At 65.3% G+C, this 21144-nt stretch carries 25 protein-coding genes and 1 tRNA gene; 9 read left to right on the top strand and 17 right to left on the bottom strand.

Annotated elements, in window-relative coordinates; genetic code table 11:
• Positions 1 to 6: 6 nt before the first annotated feature.
• Entirely contained in the window at positions 7 to 96 is a 90-nt protein-coding gene (gene kdpF, locus ACXJKC_RS19205) for a K(+)-transporting ATPase subunit F (RefSeq protein WP_456698356.1), read from the bottom strand.
• Between the two features lie 170 nt (positions 97 to 266).
• Between kdpF and ACXJKC_RS19200 the strand changes: the two genes are divergently transcribed.
• Both ACXJKC_RS19200 and ACXJKC_RS19195 read left to right on the top strand, forming a co-directional pair.
• Complete coding sequence (locus ACXJKC_RS19200) at positions 267 to 1316, top strand: HpcH/HpaI aldolase/citrate lyase family protein (RefSeq protein ID WP_456698355.1); 1050 nt, start codon at positions 267 to 269, stop codon at positions 1314 to 1316.
• Between the two features lie 9 nt (positions 1317 to 1325).
• Positions 1326 to 2198 carry an HpcH/HpaI aldolase/citrate lyase family protein gene (locus ACXJKC_RS19195; RefSeq protein ID WP_456698354.1) on the top strand — a complete coding sequence of 291 codons (873 nt, stop codon included), beginning with the start codon at positions 1326 to 1328 and terminating at the stop codon, positions 2196 to 2198.
• Between the two features lie 114 nt (positions 2199 to 2312).
• Here the strand turns inward: ACXJKC_RS19195 and ACXJKC_RS19190 are convergent, their stop codons facing one another.
• The 5 genes from ACXJKC_RS19190 to ACXJKC_RS19170 form a co-directional block, all read right to left on the bottom strand.
• Positions 2313 to 2570, bottom strand: coding sequence for a hypothetical protein (locus tag ACXJKC_RS19190; protein WP_456698353.1), 258 nt, complete (start codon positions 2568 to 2570; stop codon positions 2313 to 2315).
• Positions 2571 to 2883: 313 nt separating this feature from the next.
• Complete coding sequence (gene phoA, locus ACXJKC_RS19185; RefSeq protein WP_456698352.1) at positions 2884 to 4299, bottom strand: alkaline phosphatase; 1416 nt, start codon at positions 4297 to 4299, stop codon at positions 2884 to 2886.
• A gap of 51 nt (positions 4300 to 4350) precedes the next feature.
• Positions 4351 to 5472: an FUSC family protein gene (locus ACXJKC_RS19180; protein ID WP_456698351.1), complete on the bottom strand. Its 1122-nt coding sequence runs from the start codon at positions 5470 to 5472 to the stop codon at positions 4351 to 4353.
• Positions 5473 to 5479: 7 nt separating this feature from the next.
• A complete protein-coding gene (locus ACXJKC_RS19175) occupies positions 5480 to 5800 on the bottom strand; it encodes a GroES family chaperonin (RefSeq protein ID WP_456698350.1) in 321 nt (106 codons plus the stop codon).
• A 2-nt stretch (positions 5801 to 5802) separates the two neighbouring features.
• Positions 5803 to 6051: a DUF3618 domain-containing protein gene (locus ACXJKC_RS19170; protein WP_456698349.1), complete on the bottom strand. Its 249-nt coding sequence runs from the start codon at positions 6049 to 6051 to the stop codon at positions 5803 to 5805.
• Positions 6052 to 6126: 75 nt separating this feature from the next.
• Between ACXJKC_RS19170 and bcp the strand changes: the two genes are divergently transcribed.
• Together bcp and ACXJKC_RS19160 are read left to right on the top strand one after the other, a co-directional pair.
• Entirely contained in the window at positions 6127 to 6591 is a 465-nt protein-coding gene (gene bcp / locus ACXJKC_RS19165) for a thioredoxin-dependent thiol peroxidase (RefSeq protein WP_456698348.1), read from the top strand.
• Between the two features lie 35 nt (positions 6592 to 6626).
• Positions 6627 to 6708 (top strand) — tRNA-Leu (locus tag ACXJKC_RS19160).
• 99 nt (positions 6709 to 6807) lie between these two features.
• Here the strand turns inward: ACXJKC_RS19160 and ACXJKC_RS19155 are convergent.
• Positions 6808 to 7332 (bottom strand): hypothetical protein, encoded by a 525-nt coding sequence (locus ACXJKC_RS19155; RefSeq protein ID WP_456698347.1) that lies wholly within the window; start codon positions 7330 to 7332, stop codon positions 6808 to 6810.
• Between the two features lie 164 nt (positions 7333 to 7496).
• Between ACXJKC_RS19155 and ACXJKC_RS19150 the strand changes: the two genes are divergently transcribed.
• Both ACXJKC_RS19150 and ACXJKC_RS19145 read left to right on the top strand, forming a co-directional pair.
• On the top strand, positions 7497 to 7661 hold the full coding sequence (locus ACXJKC_RS19150; RefSeq protein ID WP_456698346.1) for a hypothetical protein: 165 nt from the start codon (positions 7497 to 7499) through the stop codon (positions 7659 to 7661).
• A 37-nt stretch (positions 7662 to 7698) separates the two neighbouring features.
• Entirely contained in the window at positions 7699 to 8433 is a 735-nt protein-coding gene (locus ACXJKC_RS19145; protein WP_456698345.1) for an AIM24 family protein, read from the top strand.
• 1 nt (position 8434) lies between these two features.
• On the opposite strand, the gene ACXJKC_RS19140 is transcribed toward ACXJKC_RS19145, so the two are convergent.
• Genes ACXJKC_RS19140 through ACXJKC_RS19130 form a run of 3 tightly spaced genes read right to left on the bottom strand, consistent with a single transcriptional unit; the run spans position 8435 to position 10402 of the window.
• A complete protein-coding gene (locus ACXJKC_RS19140) occupies positions 8435 to 9082 on the bottom strand; it encodes a GntR family transcriptional regulator (RefSeq protein WP_456698344.1) in 648 nt (215 codons plus the stop codon).
• The gene (locus tag ACXJKC_RS19135; RefSeq protein ID WP_456698343.1) at positions 9049 to 9945 is read right to left on the bottom strand and encodes a DMT family transporter; all 897 of its coding nucleotides are present in this window, start codon (positions 9943 to 9945) and stop codon (positions 9049 to 9051) included. The genes ACXJKC_RS19140 and ACXJKC_RS19135 overlap by 34 nt, the downstream gene beginning before the upstream one ends.
• A 31-nt stretch (positions 9946 to 9976) precedes the next feature.
• Positions 9977 to 10402, bottom strand: a complete 426-nt coding sequence (locus ACXJKC_RS19130; RefSeq protein WP_456698342.1) for an SRPBCC family protein — start codon at positions 10400 to 10402, stop codon at positions 9977 to 9979.
• Positions 10403 to 10428: 26 nt separating this feature from the next.
• Here ACXJKC_RS19130 and ACXJKC_RS19125 point away from each other — a divergent pair, with 26 nt between their 5' ends.
• The 3 genes from ACXJKC_RS19125 (at position 10429) to ACXJKC_RS19115 (ending at position 12864) form a co-directional block, all read left to right on the top strand.
• Positions 10429 to 11622: a benzoate/H(+) symporter BenE family transporter gene (locus ACXJKC_RS19125; RefSeq protein WP_456698341.1), complete on the top strand. Its 1194-nt coding sequence runs from the start codon at positions 10429 to 10431 to the stop codon at positions 11620 to 11622.
• Positions 11622 to 12086, top strand: a complete 465-nt coding sequence (locus ACXJKC_RS19120; protein ID WP_456698340.1) for a tRNA (cytidine(34)-2'-O)-methyltransferase — start codon at positions 11622 to 11624, stop codon at positions 12084 to 12086. Before ACXJKC_RS19125 ends, ACXJKC_RS19120 begins: the two co-directional genes overlap by 1 nt.
• A 64-nt stretch (positions 12087 to 12150) precedes the next feature.
• Positions 12151 to 12864, top strand: a complete 714-nt coding sequence (locus ACXJKC_RS19115; RefSeq protein ID WP_456698339.1) for an SGNH/GDSL hydrolase family protein — start codon at positions 12151 to 12153, stop codon at positions 12862 to 12864.
• Here ACXJKC_RS19115 and rdgB read toward each other — a convergent pair.
• From rdgB to ACXJKC_RS19080, 7 genes are all read right to left on the bottom strand, one after another.
• On the bottom strand, positions 12861 to 13472 hold the full coding sequence (gene rdgB / locus ACXJKC_RS19110) for an RdgB/HAM1 family non-canonical purine NTP pyrophosphatase (protein WP_456698338.1): 612 nt from the start codon (positions 13470 to 13472) through the stop codon (positions 12861 to 12863). The genes ACXJKC_RS19115 and rdgB overlap by 4 nt on opposite strands.
• The gene (rph, locus tag ACXJKC_RS19105; RefSeq protein ID WP_456698337.1) at positions 13469 to 14188 is read right to left on the bottom strand and encodes a ribonuclease PH; all 720 of its coding nucleotides are present in this window, start codon (positions 14186 to 14188) and stop codon (positions 13469 to 13471) included. Before rph ends, rdgB begins: the two co-directional genes overlap by 4 nt.
• 29 nt (positions 14189 to 14217) lie before the next feature.
• Entirely contained in the window at positions 14218 to 14979 is a 762-nt protein-coding gene (locus ACXJKC_RS19100) for an MBL fold metallo-hydrolase (RefSeq protein ID WP_456698336.1), read from the bottom strand.
• Entirely contained in the window at positions 14976 to 15785 is an 810-nt protein-coding gene (murI, locus tag ACXJKC_RS19095) for a glutamate racemase (RefSeq protein WP_456698335.1), read from the bottom strand. The genes ACXJKC_RS19100 and murI overlap by 4 nt, the downstream gene beginning before the upstream one ends.
• Positions 15786 to 15876: 91 nt before the next feature.
• Positions 15877 to 16854, bottom strand: coding sequence for a ribose-phosphate diphosphokinase (locus tag ACXJKC_RS19090; protein ID WP_456698334.1), 978 nt, complete (start codon positions 16852 to 16854; stop codon positions 15877 to 15879).
• 114 nt (positions 16855 to 16968) lie between these two features.
• Positions 16969 to 20103: an HYR domain-containing protein gene (locus ACXJKC_RS19085; protein ID WP_456698333.1), complete on the bottom strand. Its 3135-nt coding sequence runs from the start codon at positions 20101 to 20103 to the stop codon at positions 16969 to 16971.
• Positions 20104 to 20194: 91 nt separating this feature from the next.
• Positions 20195 to 21142 carry a PLP-dependent cysteine synthase family protein gene (locus ACXJKC_RS19080; protein ID WP_456698332.1) on the bottom strand — a complete coding sequence of 316 codons (948 nt, stop codon included), beginning with the start codon at positions 21140 to 21142 and terminating at the stop codon, positions 20195 to 20197.
• Positions 21143 to 21144 lie beyond the last annotated feature (2 nt).

Raw genomic sequence — 21144 nt, 5'->3', positions numbered from 1 at the left:
GCGCGCTCAGAACTTGTCTGGGCGGATCAGGGCTGCGACGAGGTACACCAGCAGCCCGATCACGATCACCAGGGGGACGATGGAATCGATGGTCATGTCCCCATGCCACACCCGGATTCGGGGCGATCCGGCGTCCCTGACGCGGTCCTAGCGCGTCTTGATGCGTTCTTAGCGCTGCCTGCCGCGGTGTGACCCCCGCCCTACTCGCGGTTAGCAACCGTTAGCCATACTGTGAGGAGTTTTGTCCTCTCCAGAGAGTGGTCCGCGTGCGCAATCCCCGTGCTTTCCTTCGCCCCCTTGCCGTTGGTGCTCCGACACCCGTCGCGGACGTGCCGTTCCGGCCGAGCCGGATGATCCACTTCTTCGACCCGAGCAACGAGAAGATGGCCGCCAAGGTCCCCGACATCGCCCAGAAGGTCGACATCATCCTGGGCAACCTCGAGGACGCGGTCAAGACCGAGAAGAAGGAAGCCGCCCGGCAGGGTCTGGTCGATATCGCGAAGGCCACCGACTTCGGGCACACCCAGCTGTGGACCCGCGTCAACAGCCTGGACTCCCCGTGGGCGCTCGACGACATCATCACGCTGGTGACCGAGATCGGCGACAAGCTCGACGTCATCATGGTGCCCAAGGTTGAAGGCGCTCAGGACATCCACTACATCGACCGGCTGCTGGCCCAGCTGGAAGCGCGCGCCGGCCTGACCCGCCCGATCCTCGTGCACGCGATCCTCGAGACCGCCGAGGGCATGACGAATGTCGAGGAGATCGCTGCGGCGAGTCCCCGTATGCAGGGCATCTCGCTCGGCCCCGCGGACCTGGCTGCGAGCCGCCGGATGAAGACCACGCGTGTCGGCGGTGGCCACCCCGGCTACCTGGTCCGCCAGGATCCCACCGGCGAGGACCTCACGGTCGGACGCACGACGTACCAGCAGGATCTGTGGCACTACACGATCGCCCGCATGGTCGATGCGTGCGCGGCCAACGACATCCTGCCGTTCTACGGACCGTTCGGCGACATCAAGGACGTCGTGGCGTGCGAGGACCAGTTCCGCAACGCGTTCCTGCTCGGCTGCGTCGGCGCGTGGAGCCTGCACCCCGTGCAGATCGACATCGCCAAGAAGGTCTTCTCCCCCAGCCCTGAAGACGTCGCACATGCCAAGGTCGTCGTGGAAGCGATGGGCGACGGTTCCGGTGCCGTCATGATCAACGGCAAGATGGAGGACGATGCGTCCTGCAAGCAGTGCCTCGTGATGCTCGACCTCGCCAAGGCGTTGTCCGAGCGCGATCCCGAACTCGCCGCCGCCTACGATCTCTGAGGACTTCCCATGACTTCTGAACTCCGCCCCCGTCGTTCCGTCCTCTACATGCCCGGCGCGAATGAGCGCGCGCTCGAAAAAGCCAAGACAATCGACGCCGATGCGCTGATCCTCGACCTCGAAGACTCTGTCGCTCCCGACTCCAAGGCACAGGGACGCGAGAATGTCGTCGCGGCCGTGAAGTCAGGCGACTACGGTCACCGCGAACTCGCGATCCGTATCAACGGCATCGGAACCGAGTGGCATGACGCCGATCTGGCGGCGGCCGCTGCTGCCGGCCCCGACGCCGTGTTGGTGCCGAAGGTCAATTCGGCTGCCGAGGTGCTGCAGCTCGTCGCGGCGTTGGAGGCCGCGGGCGCTCCTGAGAAGACCACACTCTGGGCCATGGTCGAGACGCCGATCGCGCTGCTGCACGCCGAGGAGATCTGCGCCGCGCACGAGCGCTTGACGGTCATCGTGATGGGCACCAACGACGTCGTCAACGAGACGTACGGTCTGCACATCCCGGGTCGCAATCCGCTGGTGTTGACGGCGTTGTCGCTGTCGCTGCTGGCGGCCCGTGCCGCCGGCAAGGTCATCATCGACGGCGTCTACAACGATGTGAAGAATCTCGAAGGCTTCGACGCCGAAGCACGTCAGGGCCGTGAGATGGGCTTCGACGGCAAGACGTTGATCCATCCTGCCCAAGTCGAGCCGGCCAATGTGGCGTTCGCGCCGTCGGCCGACGATATCGAGCACGCGCGGGCGATGATCACCGCATTCGACGAGGCCAAGGCCGCCGGCCAGGGCGTCGTGACGTTCAACAACAAGATGGTCGAGGAGCTGCACATCCGCGACGCCCACCGCATCCTGGCGTTCGCCGAAGCCATCGCCTCCCGCTGACCGCCCCACCTGGTGCGGTTTCCCATGAGGCCTGGGGCCCCTGCCACGCACCTAGGGTTACAGCCCTGGGTGCGTGACAGGAAGGCTAGGCCTCATGGGAAACCGACAATCCGGTTAGCGGTTGATTCTTAGCGCGTAGACCTCGGAGTGCATCCGCTGCTTGTGCGCCTGAGCTTTCCGACGCTGTCGCACTGACTCCAGGAGTACAGCACGATCGATCTCCGACATCTCGTCCCAGGCGCGCACGACGGGCTCGGGACGTGATTCGAGAAATACCATTGCCTTCACCTCCTCCCCTGATGTTCTGGCCGTCGATTCGTAATCGGTCGGGCTGTGTGCGGACATGTCGGGTGTGGCGAGTTGCATGGTCATGGCGCGCCTCCTTTCTTGAGGACTGGATGGATGGGATTGGCCTTCGTCACCGTCAGAGCACAACAAAAAACCGCTTCAGATCGAAGATCCGAAGCGGCAGAAGTGCCAACAGGTGAGGGCTACTTCAGGTGCACTGCTCCGGAGATCGGACCGGCGAAGGACGTGACGGCGCGGCGAAAGGCCACTGCGCGTGTCGCGATGTTGATGTTCTTCATGGGTCCACCTCCTTCAACAGTCGGTGCTCTGAATGGAGCAACTTGAGCAGGCTAGCGGGTGGACAGACGAACTGTCCACCCGCCACGCCTGGCGTGAATTACTTCTTGAGTTTCAGTGCGCGCGAGATCGTGAAGAACAGATCCGTCTGATCGGTCAGGCCGACCACATTGGCTGCTTGCGGACCGTACGCCGCGATCCGCAGCTGGCTGCCGGTGTGCTGCTGGGATCCCCCGGCGGCCGCGGTGGCGTAGTTGATCGTCAGCGGGCTGCCCTCATTGGTCAGCAGATTCGTGGTCAGGCCGGGTGTCGTGCTGCCTGCTTCGACGATCTGACTTGTGTGCGCGTGGTCGGCCGTGACGATGACCGTCGTGTGACCGTCCTTCTTGGCGAAGTCGAGTGCGACCTTGACCGCCTCGTCCAGATCCACGGTCTCGCCGATCTGACCGCAGGCATCGGCCGCATGGTCCTGCTTGTCGATGCTCGCACCCTCGACCTGCAGGAAGAATCCCTTGCCACCGCGCTGATCCAGCAACTGGATCGACTTCTTGGTCATCGCGGCCAACGAGGGCAGCGACGCGGTGCGTGCAGGGTTGTCGGTGCAACGCGCCGGCGCCTTCTTGCCACCGTCGGGTGTCGCGGCGGGACCTGTCCAGCGGACCGGGAAGTTGCCGGGCGAGAACAGGCCCAGGACCGGCCGGTTCTGGTCGGCCTTCTTGATCGCATTCAGTGAAGCCAGGTCCGTCGGCAGCTGATAGCCGCGACGGCCGGCCTGGTCGAGCAAAGTCAGATCCTTGAATGTTCCGGCCGTCGCCTTCTCGGCAAAGGTGGCCGCGCCGCCTCCCAAACTCACATCCGGACGGGTCTTGAGCAGCTGCTCGCTGATCGAGCCTTTGCCGCCGTTCTCGAGTGCCGCCTCAGGACAGGTCGCCGACGTCTTGACCGGTCCGTAGCAAGAACGGGCCGAGATATGTGCGACCTGTACGGCCGGAGTGGCGTCCTGCAACTCGGCGGTGCTGACGTTGCCGGTCTTAAGCCCGCGCTGCTTGGCCAGCTCCAGGAGCGTCGGCTGCGCCTTGCCGCGGATGTCCACTGATACGGCGTTGTCGTACGTCTTGGTGCCCGTCGCCCACGCACTTCCCGTGGCGGCCGAATCGGGGACGTAGTCGGTCTTGCCGTCCTTGGTCAGCGAGTACGTCGTGTACTGGCCCGTCAACGGCAGTCCGTCGATGCCGGGGAACCGTCCCCCGGCGCCGTGCTGGTAGTCGCGGGCCGAGGTGATCTCGGAGTCACCCATGCCGTCGCCGATCAACAAGATGACGTTATCGGCCCGGCCGCCTTTGGCCGCATGTTTGATGAAGCTGGTCTGGTCGCCGTTCAGACGGGTCGCCCCGCCATGCTTCGAGGCATCCTTGCCGCCCGAACCTATTGCGCCGGCCGCAGCCGTCGCGATCAGAATCCCCGCACCCCCGAGCGCGATCATCGCGCGAGTGCTCTTGTTCGTGAATGTCTTCATGACCGCAGCACAACGTCTCGGAGTGAATCACCGACCAACATGGCGAGACGATCAGTCGAAATCCAGACGTTCATCGATCTCGTCGCGGGTCGCTCCGCTGGCGTAGAGCAGATCCGCGGCCAGGGACCTGACCTGCGCCGCAATCGCGGCGGTGTTGAGGGTCATGGCCCCCGGCAGGGCGGTCACCGCGATCCGGGCAGCGTCGACCAGCTCTTGGCGGGCCTCGTCGAAGTCTTCATGCTGTGACAGGTCATCGGCGAAGATCTTGACCGCTCGCGCCAAGGCATCGACCGCGATGTCCATGTCCTTGGGCGCCGATTCCCCGTGCCGCAGCATCGCCGCCGTCCGCCTGGCCAGCACGCGGGCATCGCGAATCGCGTTGTCCAGGTCGCGGACCGCGCCGACGTAGAGCCCCACATGATCTCGCTGCTTCCAACGCATCGGCGACATCCGGGCGATCTCGGCGACATTTGCGGCGGTGGCCTCCAACGCCTGCAGCTCCGGTTGCAGCGCTCTGGCGCTCTCGAGAGCGCGCTCGGCGAGTTCTGAATCCTCACGCCGCATGGCTTCGGCGCACAAGGTCAGCAGATCGGAGAGTCGCCGCAACACCGATTGGACCTCGACGTCGATATCGCGCACCGGGTTGCGGGGCACGAGCAGGACCATCGCGAGGCCGGCGCAACCGCCGATGAACGCGTCGATGAAACGCGTGACTGCCGGATTGCTGGCATTGGCTGCCGGCACGACGGCGGCCAGCAGCACCGACGAATTGGCGGCCTGGGTCAGCGCCAGACCTTTGATTCCAAGCAGCGTGCTGATGACGACTGTCAACGCCACAACGAGCGCTATCTGCCACGTGCCGCGGCCGATCGTGAGGATCAGCAACTCGCCCACGAGGACGCCCAGCGCCACCCCGAACACGAGCTCGAACAGCGTACGTCCGCGCAGCCCGGCACCCGCAATGATGACGATGACCGCCGAGATCGGCGCGAAGAAGGCCTGTGAGTGCCCGAACACGTGCGTCGCGATGAAGAAAGCACCACCCGTGGCGACGCTGAGCCGAAGCAGCAACCGCCACCGTTTGCGCACTCGCAGCACCCGATCGCGCCACGATTCGACGGGCCCAGTCGTCAGGCGGATCCGTCGAATCGGGATGTCGCGTGGACCGATCATCAGATGCTCACAGGTAGAGGCCCGTCTGGCCTTCCTCGATACGTTCCGCGGCAACCGCGTGCAGATCTCGTTCGCGCAACAAGATCAGATCCTCCCCGCGCACCTCGACCTCGGCACGGTCTTCGGGATCGAACAGCACCCGATCGCCGACCTCCACAGAACGTACGTGCGAACCCACGGCCTCAACCCTGGCCCACGACAGCCGTTTGCCCACCGCGGCCGTCGCCGGGATCACGATGCCTCCAGTGGATCGCCGGTCACCGGCCTCTTGGTCGAGTGCGACCAGGAGGCGGTCGGCCAACATGCGAATCGGGAGCTTGCTGGTCATCGTCAGTTCAGCAGCTTGCGAATGACGACGATACCGGCGACGACAGCCAGCGCGCCGCCGACGATCGGGGCGATGTTTTCGAGCCGCGGCGATCCGGTTTCGTCGACGAACCGTGCCTTGACACGTTCGAGGCCGCGCCGCGCGATGTTCTTGGGATTGGACCGATCGATCAGCGCGTCAACCGTGTCGGCCAATCGGTCGCGGATCTCTTCGATCTCATCGACTAGATCATCGGGTTTGACCTTCGACACGTCGAGCCTCGCTCACCTGGGAAATCTGCGGAGGTGCGAGCGGAGGACCCGCACGCATACGTAAGGATAGGACGTATGACAACGCGACTGCAGGCAGGCGACAAAGCTCCCGACTTCACCTTGACCAATGATGTCGGCGAGCCGGTCACGCTCTCGGAACAGAGCGGCAAGGTCATCGTGTACTTCTACCCCGCCGCCATGACCCCCGGTTGCACCAAGCAGGCCTGCGACTTCAGCGAGTCGATCGATCGACTGCAGACCGAGGGCTACACCGTCATCGGGATCTCGCCCGACAAGCCGGAGAAGCTGGCCAAGTTCCGCGAGCGCGACGGTCTCACGATCACGCTGCTGTCAGATCCCGAGAAAGACGTGCTCACCGCGTGGGGCGCCTTCGGCGAGAAGAAGCTGTACGGCAAGGTCGTCCAGGGTGTCATCCGCTCGACATTCGTCGTCGAGGACGGGGCGATCCAACTCGCGCAGTACAACGTCAAAGCCACGGGGCACGTGGCCAAGCTGCGCCGGGATCTAGGTCTCGACTGAGCACCCACAGGTACAGCGATACGCTGTACCTGCTCGCCGATGTGGTGGAACTGGTAGACACGCAGGTCTTAGGAACCTGTGTCTTCGGACGTGCAGGTTCAAGTCCTGTCATCGGCACACTGTGATGTCTCAAGACATCGCAAACTCCTGAACCTTCGAAAATGATCCAGGAGCTTGCTTCTCGGCTGATTTCGTCGGCGGAATCTGTCGAGTCCGCTAGCGTCGGCCGCCCCACTCCGCATGCCAGTAGCGGGCGTTCTCGCTGCCCACGCGAAGGATCTTGTCCTGCTCCGGTGGCGATTGCCACAGTTCAAGGAGGTAGTGGTCCACGACGCGGTCAGCAAACTCATCCTGTGCGCCTACGTCCCGTCCACGGGCACTCACTCGCAGCCGGTACGAGCCCGGCGATACGTCGAGACTTCCGGTCGTCTCACCAGCCCATGACGCCCAACCGACCCCGCTGCCGGCGGGAATCGTCAGCGAGACTTCGACCACGTCTTCCCATTGGTCGTCAGGGCCGCTCGGCACTCCGTCCACAAGCGTGATGCGCACGCGCGAACCACCAGAACGTCTCGCCAAGTTCAAGTAGACGCCGTCGGGATCACCAGCTCCAACCAGCCCGTTGACCTGGTTGGCGAAGAACCGCTCAACTGCTCCGTCGAAGCCGCCGGTTTCTGACCACAGCAGGTCGAGCTGTCCATAGTCGGTCTCGACGATCTCATCCGCGAGCAGGATCTCCATCGGTGAAACGATAGGCGTAGACACCTTCACCCGTCACTGGGTGCGCCGCGGCACGGGCTTGGCTCAACCAGTTCCACCGGTGCCGATCGAGCTCAGGAAAATCGTTTGACCCTGCAATTTCACGGTATACTCAGGTCACCTGCTACAGCGAGGGGGCAGTCACCATGTCCAAGGTCATCGACTCATTGACGCGCATACGGCATCGCCAGAACAAACATCGCGACGACCAGGCCCGCCACCGCCGTGACGGTTGGTTCGACGAGAGCGATAACTGGCACGACGCCGAGAGCGAATCGGCAGCCAACGTCACAGACGAAATCGCGCGCTGACCTCACAGAAGTTTCCTTGGTCGGGCAAGATAAGTCCATGAAATCCGAACTGTTCAGCCAGGCAAATCACGAGGTACAGACCACCGATCGGTTCGCGCTGCAGAATCCGCGCATGCTGAAGGTGACTCTGGGCGCTCCCGTCCTGGCCACCAAGGGTGTCATGGTCGCCTATCAGGGCCAGGTCACATTCGAGCACAAGTCTGCCGGCAGCTTCGGCAAGCTCATGAAGAAAGTCGTCACGAGCGAGGACAATCCGCTCATGACCGTCGCGGGGCAAGGTGAGGTGTTCTTCGCCGACACCGCCAAGAACGTGTTCATCCTGACCCTCGAAGGCGACGGCATCTCGATCAACGGCCGTAATCTGCTGGCCTTCGATGCAACGCTCGACCACGACATCCGTCGGGTCAAGGGTGTCGGTGTGGCCGCCGGCGGGCTGTTCAACACGATCGTCAACGGTCACGGGCAGGTCGCGCTGATCGCCCACGGCGATCCGATGATCCTCGACTGCTCGCAGCAGCCGACCTACGTCGACATCAACGCCGCCGTGTGCTGGTCGGCGAACCTGACGCCCCAGATCCACAACAGCATGTCGATGCGCTCGTCGCTTCGCGGCGGCTCCGGCGAGGCCTTCCAGTACGCCTTCCAGGGCCCCGGCTTCGTGGTCGTACAGCCGTCGGAAGGCCCGGCCTACGGCCAGGGCGGCGGTGGCAACGGCGGGCAGGTTGCCGCGGCGGCAGTCGGCGGTGGCATCCTCGGTGGCATCCTGAGCTGATTCACCGCCGGTTCGCCAGCAGCACAGCCGTCGAGTGCTCCAGGTGTGCTCGCACTGCCTGCTCGCCAACGCGTTGGACGTCGGACAGATAGGCGGTGTGCTCCGCGCAGAGGGCCGTCGCGTCGTAGCGGAACCGCAGCTGACGCATGAACAGCAACATCTCAGCGTCCAGAGCGGCATAGGCTTCGGCGATTCGCCGGCTGCCCGCGCTGGCGACCAGGAGACGGTGAAACTCCGCGTGAGCACCTTCTACGGGCTCAGCCATGGCGAGACCCTCGGCGGCCGTCGTCAACGGGTCCAGCAGCGCTGACGGCCAGGTGTCACCGTGCGCGGCACGGATCAGCCGGACGGCCTCGGACTCCAATGCCGAGCGCAACTGCTGCATCGCGATGACATCGTCATCTGAGAACGACGTGACCCGGACCCCGCGATAGGGCTCGGAGACAAGCAGCCGCTCGGCCACAAGCCGCTCCAACGCCCGGCGAACCGTGTGCCGCGACAGACCGTGCTCGGCGCTGATGGCCTCCTCGCGCATCGGCGTGTCCGGCGGTAGCTCTCCTGACAACACCCGTCGGCGTAACTCTTCGGCGAGGCGATCGGCCCCGGTCAGCCGGGTCATGCCGGCACCGCCACGGGGCGTGTCGGCCACGCCAGGAGCGCGACTCCCACAAGCAGCACGACAAGACCGGTCCAACCGACGCCGCTGAGCTGTTCGCCGAGCATCACGAGCCCAAGAACGCACGCGGTCAGGGGCTCGACCAGCGTGAGGGTCGAGACAGTCGACGCGCTCAGGGACTGCAGTCCGATCGCGAACAGCACGTACGCCACAACGATCGTGACAACCGCGAGCCACGCCACCAATGCGATGCCCGACCGTGAACTCAGCCAACTCAGATCTACCAGGAGCAGGAACGGCGCACCGATCACGGCCGCCGTCGCGAAGATCGTGCCGACAGCGGCCGTCGGACGCCAACCCCCGTCCAACAGATGCTTGGCGGCCAGTGTGTAGACGGCGTACGCGAACGCGGCAGCCAACGATCCGACCAAGCCACGGGCGCTCACGCTCTGACCGGCACCTTCCAGGAGTCCACTGAGCAGGACGACGCCGGTCACAGCGCATCCCGTGGCGGCGAACCATACCGACGACGGCGCCGTACGTCGGACGACCCATTCGAGGAGTCCGGTCATGACCGGCGCGGCGCCCAGCGTCACGACGGCACCCACGGCGACGCCGTTGAGCCGGGCTCCCTCGAAGAAGGCAGGTTGATATGCGACCACGGCCGCTCCCCCGATCACCACGGCGCCCCATCGCGGACCGCCCGGCGTGGCCACCGATCTCTGGCCGCCACGCCGACCGACCCACCAGGCCAACAGACCAAGGAGCGCGCCGCCGAACACGATCCGGGTCAGTCCCACCGCCGCGCTCGAGGCAGCGTCCGGACCGTACGCCTGAGATGTGCCGGTCGTCCCGAAGCACACGGCCGAGGCAATGACGAAGACGATCGCGCGCATCCAAGATTGTTACACAATTTGAGCTGCGTACCTAGGGAGTGAGCTTGCCGAGCCCCTTGGAGATGTTCTTGGTCAGCACCTTCGCGACGATCCCGGCCACACCGGGCACTGCCATGTCGAAGCCGATCGTGTAGTCCAGCACCGTCCCGCCGTCAGGCGCCGGAGTGAGTACCTGCCGTCCCCAATGGCCCTTGAGCGGGCTGCCCTTCGTGATCTTGTACTCGATCAGCGTGTCGGGTTCGGACACCGTCGTGGTCTCCTGGAATGCCGGCAACGGACCGATTTTGAGACTGCGGGTCGATCCCACACCGTTACGGGAAGTGTCGCCGTCCCTGACCCGGGAGATCTTGGCGCCGAAGACCTGGCCGAGATTCTCATGCTCGGAGAGCTTCTCGAACACGGTTGCCGGATCTGATCGGTAGGTGTGGACGACATGGACGCGCTGGGGAGTGGACATAGCCGATGAGTCTAGGCTGATCCACCATGAAGCGGGAGAGATTCGGCGAGCGCGATCGCGGCGATCTCCAGCAGCCTGTCAGTGCTGGCGTCATCGCGGTGCTCGTCGGCTACACAAGTTCATTCGCCGTGGTCCTGACCGGTCTGACCGCCGTCGGCGCGACTCCGGCCCAGGCGGCCTCCGGTCTGCTGGCGCTCTGCCTCACCCAGGCCGTCAGCATGATCTGGCTCAGCGCCCGCTACCGGATGCCCATCGTGCTCGCCTGGTCGACGCCGGGAGCTGCCCTGCTCGCCGGTACCGCAACCCTCGAGGGCGGCTGGCCCGTTGCGGTCGGGGCGTTCGTCGTGGCCGGCGCCGCGTACGTCCTGACGGGGCTGTGGCCCGCCCTGGGCCGCCTGATCGCTCGTATCCCCGCTCCGGTCGCCCAGGCGATGCTCGCGGGCGTCGTCCTCGAACTGTGCCTCGAGCCGATCTCGGCCATCAAGGACAATCCGGCCGCGATCCTGCCCATCGTCGCCGTGTGGCTCTTGGGCGTCCGGCTCGCGCCGCGGTGGGCCGTGCCGGCGGCATTCCTGGCGGCCGGAGTTGTCATCGCCGTCGACATGGTCCGCCACGGAACCACGATCGCCGGGTCGTCCCTGCTCCCGGAGCTCTCGGTCACGACCCCGGAGTGGAGCTGGGCGGCCCTCGTCGGCATCGCGCTGCCTCTCTACATCGTCACAATGGCGTCCCAGAACGTTCCGGGCGTCGCGATCATGAAGTCACTCGGCTACGACGTGCCGTGGCGCGGGTCGATCGTGACCACCGGGATCGCCACGATCGTCGGAGCCCCGGCCGGCGGCCACTCGGCCAACCTCGCGGCGATCAGCGCTGCCCTCGCGGCCGGCCCCCCAGCCGGACCGGACCCGCAACGGCGCTGGATCGCGGCCCAGTCGGCCGCATGGACGTACGCGGCGCTCGGCGTGGCCTCGGCAGCACTCGCCGCGCTTGTCGCGGTCGCACCGGTCGGCGTCATCGCCACCGTGGCCGGACTGGCTCTGCTGGGAACCCTCGCCGACGCCCTCGACGGAGCCGTCAACCAGCGCAGAGGCCGCGAGGCCGCGGTCATCACCTTCCTGGTCGCCGCTTCAGGAATCTCTGCCTACGGGATCGGTTCAGCGTTCTGGGCGCTCATCGCCGGCCTGCTCGTCCACCTAGCTCTCGATGGGAAGCGCCCCTGATGTTCCGCATCATGTTCTACGAACCCCGCATCGCCGGAAACACCGGAGCCGCGATCCGGCTCGCCGCAGTCACGGGCGCCGAGCTGCATCTCGTCGAGCCGTTGGGCTTCGACCTCGAAGAGTCCAAGCTCCGCCGCGCCGGCTTGGACTACCACGACCTCGCCGTCATGACGGTCCATCCAGATTTCGATACTGCTGTGGCGGCCTTGTCCCCCGGCCGGATATTCGCCTTCACCGCACACGGCGAGCGGCTCTACACCGATGTCGCGTACGAACCCGGCGATGTCCTGCTGTTCGGCCCCGAGCCGACCGGCCTGCCTGCAGAGGTGCTGGACGACCCACGAGTCGAAGCCCGGGTACGGTTGCCCATGCTGCCGGGACGACGCTCAATGAACCTGGCCAATACCGCCTCGATCGCGGTCTACGAGGCCTGGCGGCAACACAGTTTCGCCCTTCCTGAGTGAACCTCCCACGGGAACCGTCCTTGCGCGCGTAGAGTAGCGCTCTCGCACGAGAAAGAAGTACCGCATGACCCGGCCACGAGGCGCCCGCCGCAGACTACTCGGCGTCGCGCTTGCGCTCACCGTCGCGGCCGCGCCCTATCTGCTCTGGCAAGGCGCCGCCCAAGGCGGCCAGACCCATCCCGTCTCGACGCTGGCACCCCACGGCATCACGGTCGTCGGCGATTCCATCACGGCCCGCTACAACGATTCCCCGGGCGATGAGCACCAGGCCTGGTGGAGTTTCGTCGGACGGACCTTCGACGCCCAGGTCACGACATATGCGCAGTCAGGCTCGGGCTATGTGCGCCCCGGGCATCGGTGCGGCGGCAACCGTTTCATCGACCGCACTGACGCCTACAGCGGCGAGGCACCCTCGATCGTGATCGTCGAAGGAGGTCGCAACGACTGGGCCCACTGCGTCGACGGCATGTTCCGGCCCGCATCGAGTCAATTGCTCGAACACGCCGTGTCGACGTATCTGACCACACTGCAGACGCATCTGCCCAGCTCGACGCGCATCATCGTCCTGGGCCCGCCCTGGGGCCCCTTCCAGCGGGTTCAGGGCCAGCGCATCACCCGGATCATCCAGGCACAGGCCAGGACCCATGACGTGCAGTTCATCGATCTCAGCGGAACGTTGACGGCCGAACATGTCGTCGACGGCATACATCCCAACCGCGCCGGGAGCGCGGCGATCGCACGTCGAGTCGTCAGCGCCCTGAAAAGCCCGTTGACCTAGCCCAGCGCCGCCAGGATCGACTGCGCCATCGCGGTCAGCGCCTTGCCCCGGTGGCTGATCCGATCCTTTTCAGCCGGCTCGAGCTCCGCGGTCGACACGTCGTAGCCGTCGGCGGCGAACAACGGGTCGTAGCCGAAGCCTCCGCCCCCGTGCTCAGCCAGCAGGATCCGTCCGGGCATCTCGCCATGTTCGATGATCTCGCGGCCGTCAGGCGTGCACAGTGCCATGACACAGCGGAACTGTGCCGTACGGCGGGCCTCGGGCACGTCACCGAGCTGATTGAGCAGGAGCCGGTTGTTGGCCGCATCGCCGCCTTCGTCCTTCGGCACCCCGGACCATCGCGCCGACAGTACTCCCGGCATGCCGTTCAGCGCATCGACGCACAGACCCGAGTCATCGGCCAATGACGGCAGACCCGTCGCTGCCAGAGCGGCCCGAGCCTTGATCAGGGCATTGCCCTCGAACGTCGGCTCGGTCTCGGCCGGCTCATCGTACGGGGGGAAATCGGCAAGTCCCAGCACTTCGATTCCGGGCACGAGCGGCGACACGATACGACGCAGCTCCGCGAGCTTCTTGGCGTTGTTGGACGCCAGGAGGATCTGGGTCATCGACCAAGGGCCTCGGTCTGCATACGGGTCAGGTCGACGCAGCCCTTCGCCGCGAGCTCGAGCAGCGCATCGAGTTCGGCCTTGTCGAACGGCGCACCTTCGGCGGTTCCCTGCACCTCGACGAATTTGCCCGATCCGGTCATCACGACGTTCATGTCGGTCTCCGCGCGGACGTCCTCGACGTACGGCAGATCGAGCAGCGGGACACCGTCGATGATGCCGACGCTGATCGCGGCGACGGACTCGACCAGGGGTTCACCGGCCAGGGCGCCCTTGGCCCGCAGATGCTCCACGGCGTCGGCCAGCGCGACGTACGCGCCGGTGATCGCGGCGGTACGGGTGCCGCCGTCGGCCTGCAACACGTCGCAGTCGATCGTGATGGTGTTCTCACCCAGCGCCTTGTAGTCGATCGCCATGCGCAGCGACCGCCCGACCAACCGGGAGATCTCGTGCGTCCTGCCGCCGATGCGGCCCTTGACCGACTCGCGCGCCGAACGGTCGTGCGTCGCTTGGGGCAGCATCGCGTACTCGGCGGTGACCCAGCCGAGCCCCGATCCCTTGCGCCAGCGCGGAACGCCTTCGCTCGCACTCGCGGCACACAACACCTTGGTCTTGCCGAACTCGATCAGGCAGGATCCCTGCGCATGGTCGAGCCAGTTGCGGGTGATCGTCACGTCACGGAGCTGATCGGCGCTGCGGCCATCTTCACGGGTCATGGGGCGAGCCTATCGGCCGCGGACATGGCTCAGATGTCGTAGGTCAGGCCGGCCTCGACCAGGTCGTACGGGCCGGCCCACGTCGACTTGACGTCCGACTCGACCTCGTTCCGGTCGGTCCACGCCGGGATGTGCGTCACCAGCAGGCGTCCGACGCCGCCCGCGGTCGCATAGTGCCCCGCCTCGGCACCGGTCAGGTGCAATGCGGGTGGATTGTCCCCCGACTCCACGAACGACGCCTCGCACAAGAACGCATCGGCGCCGGCGACGAACTCGACCAGCATCTCGGTCGGCCCGGTGTCGGCGGAGTACACCAAAGTGCGGCCCCCTGAGGAGATCCGCATTCCGTAAGCCGGGATGGGGTGCACCATCTGGCGAGCGATGATCTCGAACGGGCCCAGCTGGACGACCTCATCGTCCTGCCATCCGTGCAGATCGAACTGCTCAGCGACGGCGGCCTCGTCCTCAGCGCCGTAGATCATGGCCAGGTGCGCTTCGGAGCCGCTGGGAGCGTAGAGCGGGATCTGCCGGTACGCACCATCTGGGTGGTACTTGCTGACGACGTACAGGCCCGACAGGTCGAAACAGTGGTCTGCGTGCATGTGCGAGATCGCGATCGCGTCGATATCGCGCAGATCGCAGTGCCGCTGCAGATTGCCCAATGACCCGCTGCCGAGGTCGACCAGCAAGCGATAGGTCCGGCCTTCGAACGGCGCTTCGAGCAGATAGCAGCTGGCCGGCGATTCCGGACTGGGAAATGAACCCGCACAGCCGACGACAGATAGCCTCATGCTGCCCCCATCCAGGCGAACTGACGCACCGTCTCGACCTCGGGTCCGAGGAAGCGACGCGCCAACAACGCGAAGTCGTCCGGCCGCCCTGTCGTCAAGAAGCCATGTTTCGGAGCGTCGAGAGAGGCGTCCCGTTCCAGGCCCTCACGGACCAAGAGCCCGTAGACGTCCTTGGCCGTCTCTTCCGCGCTCGACACGAGGGTGACACCGTCGCCCATGACGTATGAGAGCACGCCGGTCAGCAGCGGATAGTGCGTGCAGCCGAGAACCAGCGTGTCGACGTCGAGTTCAATCAACGGTTCGAGGTACTCCCGCGCCGCCTCGAGGAGTTCGGGGCCGCTCGTGACGCCCTGCTCGACCAGCTCGACGAACCGCGGACAGGCCTGGGTGTGCAGCGTGATGCCGGGATTGGCTGCGAAGGCATCGTCGTACGCCCGTGACGTCGCGGTCGCTTCGGTGCAGATGACGCCCACGATGCCGTTGCGGGTCGCGCTGACGGCGCGTCGCGTCGCCGGCACGATGACCTCGACGACGGGGACGTCGTAGCGTTCGCGGGCATCGCGCAAAACCGCCGCACTCGCAGAATTGCAGGCGATCACCAAAACCTTGACTCCCTGAGCGACCAGATGATCCAGGCATTCCAGCGCATATTCGCGCACCTCGGAGATCGGTTTGGGGCCGTAGGGCTGCCGCGCGGTGTCGCCGAGATACACGACCGGCTCGTGCGGGAGCTGGTCGAGAACGGCGCGCGCAACTGTCAGACCGCCGAAGCCTGAGTCAAAAATCCCGATGGGTGCGTCGCTCACAACGAAAAAGCGTACGGGCGCATCGGGTGACAGCAAAGTGAACGGGCCCAAGATCACACCCACCGTGGGAGCGGCGAGCGGCGCAAAGGTGTCAGAGTGGCAGTTTGGGCTGGGGAGGCGCATGTGCCGGATCGACGCCGTCGAACAGCGATGACACCGACTCCCCCGCATGGATCCGGGCGATGGCTTCGGCGAACAGCCCAGCGACCGATCGGACTTGCAGCTCCGGCCAATCGGCGGGCCGCGGCACCGTGTCGGTCGTGACGACTTCGGTGATCGCCGGGTGATTTCGCAACCGCTCAACGGCCTTGCCCGTGAACAGCCCGTGCGTGCAGGCCACGGATGCCTCCAGACAGCCTTCTTCCTGCAATTTGTTCATGAGTTCGATGATCGAGCCGCCCGTCGCGATCTCGTCGTCGAGAACGATCGCCGTCTTGCCGGCGACATCACCGACTATCGCGTCGATCACGACCTTGTCGTCGGCCTGGCGCTGCTTGCTGCCGGCCGCGACCGGGACGCCGAGAAGCCGGGCGAACAACGAGGCCGTCTTGGCGTTGCCGAGATCTGGTGAGACCACGACGGTGTTGCTCAGATCGCGACCACGGTAGTGATCGGCGAGCTCGCCGATCGCAGTCAGATGGTCGACCGGCACGCTGAAGAAGCCGTGCACCTGCGGTGCGTGCAACGTCATCGTGACGACCCGGTCTGCTCCGGCGGTTGTCAGCATGTCGGCAACGAGCTTGCCACCGATCGAGATGCGCGAAGCGTCCTTCTTGTCGGAGCGCGCATACGCGTAGTGCGGGATCACGACTGTCACCGAATCGGCGCTCGCCCCCCGTGCCGCGTCGATCATCAGCAGCAGTTCCATCAGATGGTCCTGCGTCGGCGGTACGAGCGGCTGGATGATGTAGACGTCCTTGCGCCGACAGTTCGCGAGCAGTTGGACCTGCAGGCAGTCGTTGCTGAACCGGATGGTCTCGGCTGCCGACAAGGGCTGCCCGAGCTCGGAGCAGATCTTCTCGGCAAGGGGTCGGTGCGCGCTTCCGGAGAAGACCACGATCTGGCTCACGAGGATGAGAGTAGCCGACGTTGGCACCGCATGGCTCATGTCAGGGACGGCGATGAGGGTGACGGGTTGCCAGGCAACCCGTCGGCCTCAACGCACGCCCCCGACAGGGCCTCGTCAGCGGATGACCGTGAACGTCTTCTTGACCGGCTTCCGCGCGCTAGCAGCGGAGGCCTTCACTGTGTGCCTGCCCCGATCCGCACCGACGTTGAAGGTCATCGTGAAGACGCCTTTGGAGTTGGCGCGGGCGGACTTCTTGGAGATCCGGCGCCCCTTGTAGGTGAGCGTCACCTTCTCCCCCGGCAGCAGCTTGCTGACTATGACTTGCTGCTGATACCACGCTCGCACGCTGGCGGCTCTGAACACCATCTTGATGGTCTTGGTCCGCACCACCTCGATCTTCCGGAAGCCGGTCCTGTCGGGCTGCGATCCGATGACTCGCAGTACCCGCTTACCGGCGCCGACCGACGAAGGTACTCGCAACTCGCGGTCGATCCGTCCGGCTTTCGTGGCTCGACCTGATGCGAATACCTTGCCGCCAAGACGGACCGTGTACTTCTCGCTCCGAGCCAGTCCGGAAGCCTTCAAGCCGAAGCTGCGGTCGGCCCGCAGCGACCATTTCCCAGCCATCCGGAACGTCTTCGCCGGCAGCGCGACCGGCACTGCCACCTGCGCGGTCGTCGTGCCCGCATTGTTCTTCGCCCGCAGGACGTACTTCGATGTACCGATCGTGGTCGGCTTGACCTTCTGAGAGCCCGACAGCATCTTGCGGCCCGACCAACTGCCGGAAGCTTCGACCGATATCGCATTCGTGCTCGACCAGGTCAGCACGGTCGACTGTCCCAAGCGCAGCTTGGCCGCGGCAGGCTTCAGACTCACAGTTGGCGCGTCACGGCCGACCACCACGGCGGATTCGGCCGACTTGTCGGAGGCATCGACATAGCCGGCACGCTTCGCCGTGACCTCAACCGAGATCTTGGCACCGTCCTGTGCCCGCGCTAGAACCAGCGTCCTGCTGGTTGCCGCTTCGATCGGATCTCCGTTGGCGAACCACTGATACGCGAACGAGTCCTGCTTGGGCGCCGGGGGCCCCTCGACTGCCGTCAACTTCTCGCCGACCATGAAGACTCCGGAAATCGCGGCTATCGGACCGGTATCGAAGCTCGCCTTCTCGACCTGCGCGCTGGGTCCGAACCCCGAGTCGGCCGAATCGAAGTACGGCTTGCTCGCGGAGACCATCAGGGCGACGGTCTTCCCGACATCGCCGGGCTTCAAGGTGTAGGTCGCGCCCGTGCCTGCTTGCTGACCGTCGACCGACCACGCATAGCTGAGCGTGGCGTCTGCCGGAGCGAGTCCCGGCGTCGTCGCAACGAGAGTCTCGTCGACCACATAGTTCCCGGTCACGGTCGGAACCGGAAGGGCAATGACGCCGCCGGAGATCTTCGCCGTGGCATTGCTGCTGACCACCATGGGCTCGTAGCCGGGCTTGGTGTGTGTCTCGACGTACGTCAGCTCAGAACCGGCGTCGGCGTTGGTCGGCGCATAGACCGGATCCGTCGCTGAGGCGATCGCCTCAGCGTCACGGAACCACTGTCCGGACACTCCATCTGCCGCCGGGACCGTTGTGACCTGGGATGTCGCGGACAACATCTGCCCCACCTTGGCCACTCCGTCCACCGTGACGGCACCCGAGGACGTCATAGTGCCTGTCACAACTGCTGCGGTAGCGACCGAGGACTGCGAAGTGGTCGTGTAACCGTTCTTGGTCCCGGTCGCGACGACGTGGATCGACTTGCCCAGGTCAGCGGCCTTGACGGTGTAGCTCGCACCCGAGCCCAACGAGTCTGAGCCGGAGAACCATTCGTAGGTCTGGGTGACGTCGAGCGGCGCGACCTGACCCGGCTCGGCTGTGAGCGTGGCACCGACCTTCGCCGAACCCTGGACGGATGGCTTGTCCAGTGAGATGTCTCCCGGTTCGACCGGTCCGACGGCATTGCTCGTGCCGATTGCGTCCTTGTATCCGACCAGTTCGAGTGTCTGCCTGAACGTGATGGTCTTGCCCTCGTCGGCGGCCACCAGCGTGTAGGCGGAGTCCGTGGCCGATGCGATCTCTTCGGAACCTCGCAGCCACTGGCCGGTGACTCGTGTCGCGGCCGGTGTCGTGGTCAGGGTCGAGGTCGAGGTCAGCGTCGAACCGACCTTCGCCGTGCCCCCGACGGTCAACTCGCCGGTGACCGGAAGCGGGCCGTTCGTGACCTTGACTTCAAGTGTCTTGGTCGTCGTGTTGTTGCGGGTGTCGCTCGAAGCACAGCTCACGGTCGTCGTCCCGCGCGGGAACGTCGATCCCGAGGCAGGCGTGCATGTCACCGGACGCGATCCGTCGACGAGGTCGGAGGCCGTCACCTCATACGTGACGACTGCGCCCTCTGGGGTATTTGCTTCAGCAGTAGGAGGGCTCGGAAGTGTCATGACGGGAGCAGTTGTGTCCTTGACCGTCACGTTGAAGCCACGCGTCCCGACATTGTCACTCAGATCGGAGGCGGTGCAGTTGACGCGCGTTCTGGCGATCGGGAACGTCGAACCCGACGCGGGGACGCAGACGACCGGCCGCACGCCGTCGACCGCGTCGTTCGCGCTGACCGTGAACGTGGCTTCTGCACCTGCGGGCTTGGTCGCTTCGAGTGTCATGCTGCTCGGAACCGTCAGCTCGGGGGGCGTCACGTCGGTGATGTCGGTGAGTTCGACTGCGGTGGCGTTCGACGAGGTCACCGAGAGCGAGAATGCTCCGAGGTCACCAGCGCTGTGGCCGGCCACGACGAAAACGTAGCTCCGTTCGGTTATCCCCGGGAATTCGGTCAGGGACGGCGTCGGGATGGAGTACGTGACCGGAGCGCCGGAGCCCGAACCGGACGGATTGCCCATGCAGTTGACGATCGGCATGTCCGGCATGAAAGCACCGTCGTAAACGCCCAGGTTGGCCCGGAAACCGGAGGGCGTGACGGTCGCGCTGAGCACCGAGGCACTGGTGCCGATGATCCGCGCCTGGATCAGCCGGTAGTGCGTCGTCTCACTGCCCGCGACACACAGACCGTTCATGTGCTGATAAGCCGGCTGATTCGTGGTGATCGTCGCATTGATCGACGAGCCTGCAGCGGAGGCGGCGCCCGGCACCGCGAACATCGACCCGGCCGCCAAGGCACAGGCAAGGAAAAACAGGACAAGGGGCCGCAACGCGCGTTGCTCGAGAATCACCGGAACAGGCTACAGACGGCCCGAGTCTTTTGACGCCGAATGCCAAAACGGTTTGCGGACAGACTGAAATGGCTGCGAAAAAATCTTTCGATCAAGCCCAGAGTTGGCCGTCGAGCCGGTCTTCGGCCTCGTCGAGCGTTCCTTCGTAGGCTCCGGTCGACAAGTACTTCCAGCCTCCGTCGGCCACCACGAAGGCGATATCGGCACTCTCCCCGGCCTTGACGCACTTGCTGGCCTGAGCCATCGCGGCATGCAGGATCGCACCGGTCGAGACACCCGCGAAGATGCCCTCCTGCTCGACGAGTTCACGCACACGGCGCACCGCATCACGTGGCCCCACCGAGAAGCGCGAGTCGATCAGCGAGGCGTCGTACAGTTCGGGTACGAAGCCCTCGTCGAGGTTGCGCAGACCATAGACGAGTTCGCCGTAACGCGGCTCGGCCGCCACGATGCGCACCATCGGCTTGTGCTCGCGGAAGAACCGGCCGGCGCCCATCAGCGTCCCCGTAGTTCCAAGACCCGCCACGAAGTGCGTCACGTCGGGCAGATCGGCCAAGATCTCGGGGGCGGTGCCGTTGTAGTGCGCATCGGCATTGGCCGGATTGCCGTACTGGTAGAGCATGACCCAGTCGGGATTCTCCGCAGCGATTCCCTTGGCGACCCTGACTGCCTCATTCGATCCACCGGCCGCAGGCGATGTGATGATCTGGGCGCCCCACATCGTCAGAAGCTGCGTACGTTCGATCGAGGTGTTCTCCGGCATGACGCAGATGATCTGGTAGCCGCGCTGACGTGCGACCATCGCCAACGAGATGCCGGTATTGCCCGACGTCGGCTCCAAGATCGTGTCGCCCGGCAAGAGCCGCCCGTCCTTCTCCGCCTTCAAGATCATGCTCAAGGCAGCACGATCCTTGATCGACCCGGTGGGATTGCGGTCCTCGAGCTTGGCCCAGATCCGGACGTCCGGGGACGGTGACAACCGCGGCAGCCCGACCAGCGGCGTGCCGCCGACCGAGTCGATCAGCGAATCGAAACGCACTG

The organism is Aeromicrobium sp. P5_D10, from assembly GCF_054049535.1.
Note: the sequence above shows the minus strand (reverse complement) of the source record. Positions and strands in the feature narration are given on the sequence as shown.